The 13,642-nt window shown below is 54.0% G+C and carries 9 protein-coding genes and 1 pseudogene; 6 read left to right on the top strand and 4 right to left on the bottom strand.

The features are described from left to right. Nucleotides 1-79: 79 nt before the first annotated feature. From RMSM_RS09560 to RMSM_RS09545, 4 genes are all read right to left on the bottom strand, one after another. Entirely contained in the window at nt 80-1,288 is a 1,209-nt protein-coding gene (locus tag RMSM_RS09560; RefSeq protein WP_144057522.1) for a hypothetical protein, read from the bottom strand. A gap of 540 nt (nt 1,289-1,828) precedes the next feature. Beyond that, on the bottom strand, nt 1,829-2,740 hold the full coding sequence (locus RMSM_RS09555) for a ThuA domain-containing protein (RefSeq protein ID WP_008694739.1): 912 nt from the start codon (nt 2,738-2,740) through the stop codon (nt 1,829-1,831). Between the two features lie 181 nt (nt 2,741-2,921). Continuing rightward, nucleotides 2,922-3,416, bottom strand: coding sequence for a Spy/CpxP family protein refolding chaperone (locus RMSM_RS09550; RefSeq protein WP_008694737.1), 495 nt, complete (start codon nt 3,414-3,416; stop codon nt 2,922-2,924). Between the two features lie 141 nt (nt 3,417-3,557). After that, nucleotides 3,558-4,742, bottom strand: a complete 1,185-nt coding sequence (locus RMSM_RS09545) for an A24 family peptidase (RefSeq protein WP_008694735.1) — start codon at nt 4,740-4,742, stop codon at nt 3,558-3,560. Between the two features lie 432 nt (nt 4,743-5,174). On the opposite strand from RMSM_RS09545, the gene RMSM_RS09535 reads away from it, so the two are divergent. The 6 genes and pseudogenes from RMSM_RS09535 to RMSM_RS09510 all read left to right on the top strand — a co-directional run. After that, the gene (locus RMSM_RS09535; RefSeq protein WP_008694733.1) at nt 5,175-8,813 is read left to right on the top strand and encodes a mechanosensitive ion channel domain-containing protein; all 3,639 of its coding nucleotides are present in this window, start codon (nt 5,175-5,177) and stop codon (nt 8,811-8,813) included. Between the two features lie 87 nt (nt 8,814-8,900). Then, complete coding sequence (locus RMSM_RS09530; protein WP_008694731.1) at nt 8,901-10,376, top strand: cryptochrome/DNA photolyase family protein; 1,476 nt, start codon at nt 8,901-8,903, stop codon at nt 10,374-10,376. A 312-nt stretch (nt 10,377-10,688) separates the two neighbouring features. Beyond that, nucleotides 10,689-11,129: a 50S ribosomal protein L13 gene (gene rplM / locus RMSM_RS09525; RefSeq protein ID WP_008694728.1), complete on the top strand. Its 441-nt coding sequence runs from the start codon at nt 10,689-10,691 to the stop codon at nt 11,127-11,129. Between the two features lie 105 nt (nt 11,130-11,234). Then, nucleotides 11,235-11,648 carry a 30S ribosomal protein S9 gene (gene rpsI / locus RMSM_RS09520; RefSeq protein ID WP_008694726.1) on the top strand — a complete coding sequence of 138 codons (414 nt, stop codon included), beginning with the start codon at nt 11,235-11,237 and terminating at the stop codon, nt 11,646-11,648. 238 nt (nt 11,649-11,886) lie between these two features. Further along, a complete protein-coding gene (infA, locus tag RMSM_RS09515) occupies nt 11,887-12,108 on the top strand; it encodes a translation initiation factor IF-1 (protein ID WP_040764994.1) in 222 nt (73 codons plus the stop codon). Nucleotides 12,109-12,570: 462 nt separating this feature from the next. After that, a pseudogene (locus RMSM_RS09510) lies at nt 12,571-13,642 on the top strand (hypothetical protein); the annotation flags it as partial.

Genomic DNA, 13,642 nt, shown 5'->3' with positions numbered 1-13,642 from the left:
GGGGCGTTGCCCCTTTATACAAAAGTGCAACTTCAAAACGTAAGCATTCGAGTCACAAAATTGCTTCACAGCGTTGCCGTTAGCCGATAGGCGTACGCCTATCGGATGCGCGTACGCCTTCGGCTGACATGTGCAGTAAGGTTGCGATGAATTCGTTGACCTGCTGCTCCGACGTCAATTCACTCAATGGTCTGAACTCGATCCGCTGAATCTTCCCCTTCAATCTCGGATCTTGAGACTCTGGCCGGGGAGTGATCGTGTCTCCGATTTCTGCTGTGACGGTGATCCGTTTGGCAAGACTGCTGATTGCCTTCGGCCGGACGTCGAATTCGTCGCATTCCAAGTTCTTGCTGACCGTTTTTGACCGCCAAGTTAGATCGCCAACGACCGCAGCTATGATCCCAGGTTCAAATGTCATGATATTCTCATCGGGATCAAAAAGGACGGCGCGAATCATTAGGTAACGCGACTGAGAAGTGATTTTCGATGGTTTTCTAGATTTTTGTTTTTGCCCAGCTTTCTTCGTTGATTTTGTCGCGGCTAAGTCGGGGGTTTCGGCACCGATTGCCAAAACGAGTCCCATGTCGGTTGCCATCAGTTGCTCGGGGAACGATTTTTCTGTGATCGAATAAAGTCGAAACCCTTTTGAGTTCTGAGGTCGTAGGTCATTTTCAGAATTCATTAGTGCCCTTTGCAGAACCTTCAACAGGGCATTCATTTCCCCATAAAGTTTGTAAACCAACGACATTCCCGAGTTGATGTTTTTCGAGATGTTTATTTCAACGTTAGTACTTGGGCTCATGAGGGATTCCGAGCGAAAGAATATGGGCTGGTCAGAGTGGGAGGGGGGGAAGTTCAAGTTGCCAAGAGTTGAAAAACCACGGAATACGAAAAGATTCCGAGCTCGCATGACCCTCATTAGGTCCCAAGCCATCTGTCGCGACCGCCTATCGCTCTCGTTTTCACCTGTGTCTGTATCGCTGACTTGCTCGGATGCATCTAGCATCGCTTTCATTATTGATTCCCAGCTTATCGTCAGGATTCTAGATCGGTTCTTGCTAATTTTGAGTGCAATATCAGGACGCTCTGCGTAAGCGACCTTTGCATTCTCCATATACTCTTCAAGACTGATCCATTTCTCGTTGCACCGGAACATTCCCGCCGCCATTCCCCGTGTCACTAGGACTAGGAAAAACTCTCGGTGATTCGCTTGCTCACATGCAACGAGCAATTCTCGTTCGACTTGCGATGGGGCAAAACCGCTATTGAGTTTTGCTTCGAAAAACAAAATCGCTCCGTTGCTGTGGAGTTCGACGTCCGGTTCGGTTCGTAGTCCGGGAAAGCCATCCGGGTTGCGGTAGTTTGGCCAAAAACGGAAGCGAAAGGTTTCAATTTGCGCTAGTAGATCTGGCAAGATGCCGTTGAATTCGGCGCTTTGTTTGTTCTCGGAAGCAATCGTCGTGAGAACGCGAGCAAGATATTGGCTAGGCAAGTATTTTAACGCACCAAATACATCCGACGTCAGCAAGTCCTCACTTTGATGCGCAACGACCGCCTTCGAAAGTTTGCGATAGACTTGTGCGTTGAGCAATTGTGGAGTGAACCTGAAAGTACTGCTGGGGCATCGTTCCGACTATCGTTGTTCCGCGACTTTGCGGGAATCCAGTGGCATCGATGCGTCAATGACACCGTTCGCCTCAGGTAAGTCCGAGACGCGCGGTGTCGCCCAAATTAACCGGAGACGCGAGATTGTAGGTCAATAACATGTTGGCAAAGGAAAAATAAGTAACGAAGCTGGACTGACAGGCTGGAAGCCTATCCCACTTCTTTAGCGGCGGTTCTTTTTGTCGAGGTTGGCGTCCAGGTCGGCTTGGGTGACTGCCGACTCGACGCCGCCCTCGGGGACCTCGTGCTTGCCCAGCCAGAGCAATCCGTTGAGCACGACTTTGCGGAAATCGTCATTGCCCCAATTGTCGTGAAAGTGGCCGCCGGTGAATCCAAGTCCGCGTCCACCATCGTCGCGATTGACGACCCACATCATCGCTTCGGCGCGACCTTGGTTTGCCTGGATGTGTTCGTACGGGCCTCTGGGGTAAACATAGGGGCCATCGCGAACATCATCCGATGGCACGGCGACCAAGATCGGTTGAAATTTGACTCCATCGACTTCTGCTGCTTCGTTTCCGGCAATGTCACCCGCAAACCGCATGTTGAAGTACCACTCATCTTTGATCTGGAAGGGCTTTACCCCGCGAGTGATGGGATGATCCGGCAGCGTGACAAACTTTGGTTCCCAGAACGGGTTGCACGAGAACATGTGTTCGTAATGGCCGCCGATCCAATCTTTGAATTCCTCGCCCGCTTGATCCGCAACCACTTCGACGCCGAAGTGCATGAAACCGACGCCGACGCCATTTTTGACCCATTTGTCGATAAGCTTCAATCGACGGCCCTCTTCTTTGACCACTTCATGTCGGCCGCCGCCATCCATGTAGAACACGACGGCATCGGCATTGTCAAAGACCGATTCGTCCTCAGGCCAACCGTTCAAGACAAATTCGGTTTCCAAATCCTCGACCGACGACAAACTTTTTGCCAATAGTTGAACCCCGGCGTTGAATTCGTGCATCCGAGGTGGGTGGGATGGTTTGCCCGCGACCAGGACAAGTTTGGTGGTTTCCGCCGAAGCGATGCCAGTCAAAAGAGCGAGTGCGAGGATCGCCGAACTAAATAGTCTCACGTTTGGATTGCCTTGTGGGGGTCGATGGATTGTCGGTCGACGCACAGGGAATGGCCCTTAGCCGCCGCACCAGAACGCTTAATCATAACAAAAAAGCTTCGATTCAATCATGAACCGAAGCTTTGCGTTATCAACCGTTTCCAGTTGGGTTTTCTGTGGGGGGAAGAGGCAGGGAAAAGGCCTATTCAGCCTCTTTCTTCTTCTTGCCTTTACCTTTGGCTTTTTCTTTGCCCACTGGTTTTCCAGCCGCTTTGACGCGGGCGGGAAGCTTTTCCTTTTGCTCGGGCGTCAGCAGAGCGACCGCTTCCTGCATGAAGTTCTTGCGAAGTTCCGCCACCTTTTTCATCGCGTTGACCTGAGCTTCCGAAAAACCTGCCTTGGCGTCGACTTCGGCTGCCAACTCTTTTCCTTTCTTGCCTGATTCGCGAGCTTCCTTCATCGCTTCGGCTCGCTTTTTCATCAATTCTTGGGTAACACCCGCTTCCTCACGGATCGCGTTGCTCTTCTCGTTCATTGCCTTGCCCAAGGCTTTGATCTTGGCGGTTTGCTCTTCCGTCAAGTCAACCTCTGCGAACGGTTTCATCAACTGGGCTGCACCCGCATTTCTTCCGCCTGCCCGATCGCCTTTCTTTTTCGGTTTCGCATCGTCTGCGTTTGCCGATACGACCAAAGCCATAGTCAAAACTAAAACACTCAACATGCGTCTTTTCATGACCGCGAACTCGCCAAATAGTGGGGAAGTGAAATCGGAACCATCGCCGATTTCGGATTTGCAAATTTTAGTTACCCGAGCGAGCCCAAGTCTATGGCTTGCGGATCAATTTTTAGAAACAGTTGAGTCTGCTGCGGCGCTGTCGTGGTCATTGGGTTCGTCAAAGGGCAGTGATTGGCCCTCTAGCGTTTGCCTTTCCCGAAGCCACGTCGGGGTGATCAACAGCAACGCGGCAGCCGCCAAGAGCACCCAGGGCGAGCTGCCGTCGCTAGGCCAAAACGCCGCTGCGTGTAGCGGACGCCACAACAGAATCGACAAGCATAGTGTGATCGGCATCGCGATGGCAAAGCGGCCGAGCATGTCTGTCGAACTTGGCAAGACGCGGCCTAAAGCCAATGCAATACAGGCTCCGACCACCAGCACGGCGGGCAAGGATTGCCATCCCAGCACCAATGCCGGTACCGCAATCATCGTGATCAAATCGACCAACCGAATCGTCGATTTCCCCAGCGGATCAAGTTTGGGATCCGCACCGATGCACAGCCCTCGAGCCAAACAGCGGCCCAGAAACGTGGCAGCCACCAACGCCGTGATCACTCGCATCAATGCATCAAAATATAGCCCGTCGCCTCGCCACCTCGCAGACACCTGCATTTGCCAGGGGACTGTCATCACGGACGGAACGATTAGCATGCCGCCGATCAACATTACCGCCGCGGTGCCGCTCAGCCGTCGAGGCAGCGGATGGCCGTCCATGCGAATTAACCCGATCGCCCAGCTCATTGCGATTGCGATTACGTGATACAGCAGCGTCAACAGCATCGCTTGATCGACGATCGGAATCCACAGCGGGCCCCCGTGCCAGTGTTGGTCTTGATACGGCAGACTCAAGCGATAGATCTCGGCGATCCCGACCAAGGTGATGCTGATGCCGACTGCCGCTTCGACAATCGGATAGCGTGGCGAGATCGGAAGCCGGCAAGTACGGCACCGTCCCCGCAGCGCCAACCAACCAAACACAGGGAAATTGTCACGTGCCTTCAGCCGGGTGCTGCAGCGTGGGCAATACGATCGTCCATTGACGCTTTGGTTTCGCGGCATTCGCCATGCGACCACGTTTAGAAAGCTGCCGATCGACGACCCAATCCAAAACAACCAAGCCGCAATCGCCACGTCCATCAACCGAGTCAGGTAGAGGTCCGCTGGGCGGTAATGCGAGGTGCCTCGTGATTGCCACCATGCCATGACAAAAACGTAGGCCGCCGCGATGCAGGCGAGCGTGATGGCCAAAACGAGGGCCCAAGGAATTCTTCGTCGCCTACGTCCCACGTCGGGAGCCTCAATCTATCGGGGAAAATGGAGTCCAATGATTGGAAATACTGGAGCTGGAAATAGGATGCGCTGCTGTGATTTGCATGAATGTAGCCGAAGTCGCTCGGCTTTGAACCGCGAACCCCCGAGAACCTCGCGAGCGATTTGCCGTGTCGCGAACGATTTGCCGTGTCGTTTGGCATCGGTCGATTCCGGAAACTGCGGTCGGTTCATGGTCGAACGTAATTGACCCCAATATGCTACGCCGCGTAAGCTTGAGTGGCTATCGCTGCTGTAGAGGGCAGGCTTGTCATCGAGCAGGCGGTTTTCGACCCAATGGAGTCTCTTTTGCGTCGTTTGTGTTTTTTGAGGGCTGCGTCATGCGGCAGACTCTGGATTTGTCAAAGCGGCATGTTCTGTCTGTTGCTGTTTCTTTGCATCACTCAGGTAGCGGCTCAGGAGACGCCACCGCTACAGCTGACCGCGCCCGGAGAAGGAACCTCGACCCGAGAAGGAAACTCGCCGGGGGCAGCGGATTCGCAATCGACCCGCCCGCAATCGACCAACTCGCAATCGACCAACTCGCAATCGAGCCTCCCCCCACGCAATGACCGTTCGGCAGCCGAGGCAACCGCGGCGGCCGAACAAGTCGATGGGGTTTCTTCGCCCGACGCGAACGCGGCGTCGATGTCCGACGATTCCGACAAGGCAAACGGGGTGCCGACCAATGGGCTTCCCGACCCCCAAGTGCCCAGCAAAAGTGATCTGGAAACGCGGATTCAACAGGTCACCGCATCGGTCGATTTGGATGACGCGCTAAAGGCACAAATTGTCGAGCTACTGAAAAAGGCGATCTCGCGAATCGACGAGGCCAAGGCAGCGGCCCAGCGAATGGAGTTGTTGACCAAACAGTCGGCCACTGTCGCCGAAGATCTCAGCACCGCCCAATCTCGGCTTGAAAAATTAGCGGTGCGTCCTCTCGAGGACGACGTGAACGTCAACGAGATGCCGCTGAACCAATTGCAGGTGATGCATCGCCAAGCGTTTGCGGATCTCGCTGTCTTAGATCAACAGTTGAGCGTGTTAAATGAGCAGGTCGATTTCTGGGGCAAACGGACGTCCGAATTGCCCGGACTGATCGCTTCGTCCCGGTCGGCTTTGGTCGAGTCCGAGAAACAGTTGAGCGAGATTGCCGAAGACGACACCGATCCACTGCAGACGGCGCGTCGCAGTTCGTTGCAGACAAAGATACTGCAGCTCAAAAGCGACTTGGATCTGTTCGATACCGAAACCCGCGTGGCCGAAGACGCCCAACGACTGCTGGCGCTTCAGCGTGATGCCACCGCTCGCGAACAGACGCTGAAACAAAAGCAAGTCGAAAATTTGCAGTCCGCATTGGCCAAAGCGGAACAGGCCGAGGCGATGCGTAAGGCGAGCCAGGCGGTCGAAGCGGTTCAATCCGCAGACCAGGAAATTAAGGATGCCGCTGAAATCAACCTCGCCTTGGCCAATCGCAAAACGTCGCTGCTAGAAGAGCTGGAAAAGAGTCGCAAGGCGATCGTCGTCACTCGCGAAGAGTATTTGGCACGTAACGCTCAGTTCACCGAGACACGGGATCAAGCCGAAGCGGCTCAGTTTTCCGAAGAGATCGGAATACTGCTTCGCAACGAGAAAAATGAGTTGCCCAGCACGTCGGCGTATCATCAGGAATCTCGCAAGCGACGCGCGGCGATGAGTGAGTTGACGGTCGAGATTTTGAAGTGGGAAAACGAGCGGCGAAAACTGTTGGATCTCGATGCGGCTGTGGATCGCTATATCGAAAGTCGCGACGGGATGATCTCTGCGGACGATCGCGAACATATCGAAGACCAACTTCGCCGTGTCTTTAACGATCGTTTGACACTCTATCGCGAACTCACGGAAATTGCCCGTAAACGGCTGAGCCGGTTGAGCAATTTAGAGGTCGAACAGCGGCGACTAGCGGATTTGATTGACGAACATGCGGCGTTTGTTGCCGAGCATGTTTTGTGGGTGCCCAGCACCATGCCGATTTGGTATCGCGAGGGATTCTCGTGGGGCGAACCCTTGATCGATGCGTTTGATCTACAACCTTGGAAGCAGGGGATGATGATCCTCGCTCGCGATTTTCGCGACAAGCCGCTTGCGACAGTGCCGATTTGGATTTTGATCGGATGGTTGCTGTTTTCTCGCGGGCGAATCAAGAGAGAGCTGAGCCGACTGGGACACGAGGCATCGCGGCCTAACGCGACGCTGTTTGCTCCGACCGGCCATGCGGTGTTGATGACCATGTTGATTGCCAGCCCCGCCGCGCTGTTGGTGCTGTGGATCGCATGGCGATTAGAAAGTGCAACGCTGATCGGTGAGCCATTGCATTTGTTTGGCAAGGCGCTTTTGAGCGGCAGCATCTTGATGTATGTCATTGATTTTGTTCGCCACGTCTTTCGCACCGATGGAATTGCCCAAGATCATTTTGGCTGGGATCTCACCGCGACCGACGTGATTCGCCGCGGGTTGGTTTGGAGTGCGAGGATTATCGTTCCTTGCTCGGTGATCGTGATGTATACCGAGCTTCGTGGCGACGATTTGATGACGACTTCGATCGGGAGACTCGCGTTTGCCATCGCGATGATCAGCGGAGCGGTGATTTTGTGGGTGTGGCTCGGTCCACGCAGCACGATTATGGCTCATATTCGTGCTGCTGCGGATTCCCCGGCGGCCAGGGTCGGAGTCACGTTGGCGCCACTCTTGGCGTTGATCCCGTTGGTTTTGTTAGCTGGGTCGCTAGCCGGTTATCACTATGCCGCGGTTCAATTGTCATGGCGTGTGGTGGTTTCGGTTGGAATCGTCTCGTTTTTGATCTTTGTCCGCGCCTTGTTGATGCGGTGGTTGTTGATCACCTATCGCCGTGTTGCCATTGCACGTGCTCGAGAACGCCGTGAAGCTTTGGCGCAGGTCAAACAGGCGACTCCTGAAATGCCTGCTGATGCGGTGGAAATGATCGAAAGTGCCGGGCATGTGCAATTGTCCGATCTCAATCGCCAAGCTCAACGCTTCGTCAAATTGGTGCCGATTTTGCTCGGGGCAATCGGTTTGTATCTGACTTGGAGCGAGTTTTTTCCTGCACTCGGCGTCGTGCATCGATACCCGTTGTGGTTAAACGTGCATCTGTCGGCCGAGTCGGATTCGGGGCCGGTGTGGGTCACGCTAGGAGATTTGGTCCTGGCGATTGTTGCGATCGCGTTGACCATCATTGCGTGTCGCAACGTGCCTGGGTTGATGGACATCACGCTGCTGCAGCGGTTGCCGCTTGATGGCGGTGCACGCTATGCCGCCAGCGCGATGTCACGCTACTTGATGATCTTGGTCGGTGCCTTGGCAGCGTTTCATTTTATGGGCGTTAGCTGGTCCAGCGTGCAGTGGTTGGTTGCTGCCATGACCGTGGGATTAGGTTTTGGATTGCAAGAGATCTTTGCGAATTTCGTCTCCGGGATCATTCTGCTATTCGAACGACCGGCGCGAGTCGGTGACACCGTGACGATCGGTGACGTGACCGGGACTGTCACGCGAATCCGCATTCGGGCGACAACCATCCTGGATTGGAACAACAAAGAATTAGTGGTTCCCAACAAAGAATTTGTCACTGGCAACCTGGTTAACTGGACGCTCAGCAACGCAAGTTTGCGACTGGTGACGAGCGTCGGTGTCGCCTACGGCAGCGATACTCGTTTGACAACGAAGCTACTTTACGAGGTGGCCGATAAAAACGCCGCGGTGCTCGAGGATCCGCCGCCGATGGTGATTTTCAACGAGTTCGGGGATAGCACGCTCAATTTTGAATTGCGAGTATTCGTCGGTGGCGTGGCAAGTTATCGCCGCATCAAGCACGAGCTTCATCTCGCCATTGATGACGCGTTTCGCGAGCACAACATCGAAATCGCCTTTCCTCAACGTGACCTGCATGTGCGTTCGGTTGACGGGCTGAGTGCCGCGATGATGGGCAGCAAGCCGAGTTCGGATTCCGCCAGCTAAGCTTGCCACGAGACAACAATGAATCTCAGTTACCGCTTCGCAATCGGACGGGTGATTGCTTGTTAGTTTTTTGGATGTGGCCTCTGCATGTTGATTCCCGAGATTCGCCACTGTGATGCCAACGACCATCCGCTGCGTCCGCAGGGGGATTATGTGCTGTACTGGATGATCGCATTCCGGAGGACTCAATTTAACTTTGCACTGCAGCATGCGGTCGATCGGGCCAAGGAATTCGACAAGCCGCTCATTGTCTTTGAACCACTTCGCACTCGCTATCAATGGGCGAGCGATCGCTTGCATCGGTTTGTCATTGAAGGAATGCGTGACAATGCCGCCGCGTTAGAAAAAAAAACGGTGACGTATTATCCGTACGTCGAACCCAAACCGGGCGTAGGAAGTCCACTGCTGCACAGGTTGGCCAAAAAAGCGTGCACCGTTGTCACAGACGAATATCCTTGCTTCTTCTTGCCCGACATGATCAAGGCGGTCAAGGATCGGATTCCCGCTAGGTTGGAATTGGTCGACAGCAATGGGGTGATGCCGTTGCGGTTGCCCGATCGCACCTTCACCGTGGCTCACAGTTACCGCCGCTGGATGCAAAAAAATATCCTCGATGTGTTGCTGGAAATGCCGAAGCCCGATCCGTTGTCGAGGATCCGGCTACCGCAACTCGATTCACTGCCTGCGTTGATCACTCGGCGCTGGCCGCCAGCGGACATCGACACGCTGCTCTCGTCGGGCGGGCTCGACAAGATTCCAATCGACCATCAGGTCAAGCCTAGTCCGACGGTTAGCGGCGGAGCCAAAGCGGCTCAGTCGCGATTGACCGCCTTTATCAAAAATGATCTGTCTCGCTACGCCGACGATCGCAACCATCCCGATGAAAATGCGACGACCGGGCTCAGTCCGCATTTGCATTTTGGGCACATCTCGGCCCACGAAATAGTCGACCGGATCTTGGATCATGAGGATTGGACGCCCGACCAAGCTTCCGAGCCGAATGGAAAAAACAATGGTTTTTGGAATACCAGCGAGTCGGCCGAGGCGTTGTTGGATCAGTTAATCACATGGCGTGAAATGAGTTTCAATCGTACGTTTCGCGAAATGGAGACCTACGATCGTTTCGACACCTTGCCCGATTGGGCGATCGAGACACTGCGGAAGCACGAACAGGATCCTCGCGACGAGGTCTACACGCTCGAGCAGTTCGAAGCTGCGGAAACTGCTGATCCGCTTTGGAACGCGGCTCAACGTGAACTCGTTCGCACCGGTGTCATGCACAATTACATGCGAATGTTGTGGGGCAAGAAGATTTTGCATTGGACCGACACGCCGCAGGAAGCGTTACGGATTATGATCGAGCTCAATAACAAGTATGGGCTCGACGGGCGGGATCCTAATTCCTACAGCGGTATTTTTTGGACTCTCGGACGGTTCGACCGCGCCTGGGGGCCCGAACGTCCCATTTTTGGGAAAGTTCGCTACATGACCAGCGATAGCACCCGTCGCAAATTGAGATTGGATCGTTATTTAGAGCAATTTGGTCCCGATTCGGAAACTTGACCTTCGTCGTCCGGCAAATTGGCGTTTTATCGTCGCAAAACCAATTGGTTCTGGGGAATTCTAGATCGCGAAGATTACTTCAATCCAAGGACATCAGGCTGCCGATTGTTTCCCAGATGGCAGCTTTGCCGGGAAATCATCGCAATTCAGCGGGAAACTAGAACGAAAGGCCTTGCCGTTAACCGCCTTGCCCGATAAATTCCTCGATTCTCGCCAGCCACCGGGGTAACCCGTACGTAGGCGGCTCAACCTCAAAACACCCTTTAGCTCTCGATAAATAAAGTCAATCTCGTGGTTGCTCAACGAACATACATGGCCAAGTCTGGCGAAGTTGATAAGCAGTGGCACATCGTCGATGCATCCGATGAAGTTCTCGGTCGGTTGGCGAGCGATATCGCCGTCGTGCTGATGGGGAAACATCGCCCTGAATACACTCCGCACGTCGATTGCGGCGATTTTGTGATCGTCACCAACGCCGACAAAGTGGCCATGACTGGCCGTAAATTGGACGTTCGTCACTACACGTGGTACACTGGGCATCCTGGATTGCGTTTGGAGAGCTACAGCGATCGTCAACAACGTAAACCCGAAGATTTGATCTTCCACGCGGTTCGTCGCATGTTGCCTAAGAACAAATTGGCAACGCAAATGCTCAAGAAATTGAAGATTTATGCGGGTTCCGAGCACCCTCACACGGCACAGCAGCCAGTCGTTTTGCAGCGAGTTGGCAAGAAGGCCAGTAGCGATAAATAAATCTGGTAGAGTTTGCTCTGCTGGTTACCCCTATTTGATGCGTGACGGATTTTCCGCACGTGCTGTTAATCCATCTGAAAAAAATTAAACACCAGACTGATATTTATGGTCGCTGTAAAAAAGGACAAAATCAACGGTGATGCCCTCGGTACGGGACGTCGTAAAAGCAGTGTAGCTCGCGTGCGAGTTCGTGCAGGAAGCGGCAAGATCGTCGTGAATTCGAAGCCGATGGGTGAGTATTTTGTTAACGCTCAAGACCAAGCCAGCATCAAGCAAACGCTCGACGCGGTTGGTTTGAACGAACAAGTCGACGTGCTTGTCCGTGTCAGCGGCGGCGGCATGACCGGCCAAAGCGGTGCGGTACGCATGGGATTGGCTCGGGCCTTGGTTAGCTACGACGAATCGCTCCACGAGCCGCTTCGCGATGGCAGCTACCTGACCCGCGATTCGCGTATGAAAGAGCGAAAGAAGCCAGGTCTTCGTGGTGCTCGCCGGGGTGTCCAGTTCAGCAAGCGTTAAATCGCTGCTCTTTTTCGAAAGAGAACTGTGGCACGAAATATGCATCCCCATTCATTGGGAAATTACTTTCCCGCCAACTTGGCGGGTTGGTTTGTTCTCTGTTCATGATTCCCGCGGGAAAAGTCAGCGTTTGTAGGAATGGTTTTCCTGTAATCGGTTTGTGTTCCCAATGGAATCGATGCCACTTTCTGCTGTTGTAAATCCAGCGAATACCCTCAAACGAAACAGGTTTTGTCTCTTGGCAAAGAAAGAAGAGGCCTTCGAAGTCGAAGGCACGGTAACCCAGGCACTCGCCAATACTCGTTTCCGCGTCCAACTCGAGACCGGCAGCGAAGTAATGGCTCATGTTGCGGGCCGAATGCGTAAACACTTCATCCGTATTGTCCCGGGTGATAAGGTGCGAGTCGAATTGTCGCCCTACGATTTGACCAAAGGTCGAATTATTTTCCGGGAACGATAGCGTTCGCGGTCGCTGGCCCTGTTTTCTAGACACAGTCGTTGGCCAGCCTTCTTGTCGTGTTGGGCTCTGCGGATGCTCCGCCGTCGCTTTGGTTCTTCCGGGTGACATTTTTGCGCGACTGTGATGATGCGTGCTGCCCCCCCCCCGCCATTGAGTGCCCTCATCAATCAGTACGAAGTCCGCGCGTAGCGTGTATCGCAGTACGCTGCTTCATCGCCGCGTCTATTTGGCGTGTTCGGGGGATGTCCTCAGTTGCTGGTGAGGCGTTGACCTGCGCGACGACGCATTCGAGGTGGGTTGTTGCATTCTTGACCTTCGGTGAAACTATTGCGGTTCAGTGTGGGTAACTTAGATAGAGACTCCGGATTGGCTGGCGATTTGTCTCTGGCTTGCCCTCCCAGAGAGGTCCGGATAAATAATTTCTGAAACACTTGCTTCGAATTCCCTAAGGATGGTTTGAAAATGTCTTTCCGTTGTTCCATTACGGTCAACCGACTCCTCGCAGTCGTTGCCATTGCATCGGCAACGTTGTTTGCTAGTTCGCATTCACTTGTTAGCGCTCAAGGCACCGCACCGGCTGCAGAGCAAGGTGGCACGGTCGTCACGGACGCCACAGAGCCTGTTGTGGTGGTTACGCTGGGGTCGGTCAACAAATTGATGCAGGACATCAATTACCTGACCGGCGTTGTGGGCCAGCCTCAATACGGCGGTATCTTTCAGATGATGGCTGGAACGTTCACCCAAGGCGTTGATCTCAATCAACCGATTGGCATCATCGTTCCGCTCGTCAATGGAACGCCTGAGCCGATTGCGTTGTTGCCGACTGCGGATGTGCGGACGGTCCTCAAACGCTTGGAAGCTCAAACCGGGCCTGCGGATGAACTGGACGACGGCACGCTAGTGATCGCCGTTGGTGCGAACACGGTCTATATCCGCCAAGTGGGAACGTGGGCTGCGATCGCTCGCAATCGCGATTTGCTCGCTCTGGCGCCAACGGACCCCGCATCGTTGTTCGAAGGGATGGGGAACGACTATGACATCGCGATCCGGCTGAGAATGCAGCTGGTGCCTACCGAAACTCGGAACATGCTTGTTGCCCAGCTTCGCCAAGGCTTTGAGCAAGCGATCTCAAAGCAAGACCAAGCGGATGCCGAAGGCACCAAAGCAATGGCTGAAAGTTCGATTAAGCAAATCGAGCAGTTGATCCAAGATACCGACGAGCTAAAGATTGGTTGGAATATTGATCAAGCGGGTAAGCAATTGATGTTCGAAGGATCGTTCACGGCGGTCGCTGGCAGTGAGTTGGCAGCGATGTACGGTGGCCAACAAGCGATTCCATCCCAGTTTGCATCGGTGATCCGTGACGATGCAGCAGCCTACTATCACACGGCCATGTCGATTGGTCCGCAAGCCGTCGAGCAGGTCAGCGCAAGTCTGGAAAACGCGACCGGAGCCATTCGTGCCGCGTTGAAGCAATCCGACGATTTGTCCGATGCCCAACGCGAAGATGTCGAGGCTTTGGTTCAACGAATCA

It is taken from the genome of Rhodopirellula maiorica SM1, from assembly GCF_000346295.1.
Lineage (GTDB): Bacteria > Planctomycetota > Planctomycetia > Pirellulales > Pirellulaceae > Novipirellula > Novipirellula maiorica.
Note: the sequence above shows the minus strand (reverse complement) of the source record. Positions and strands in the feature narration are given on the sequence as shown.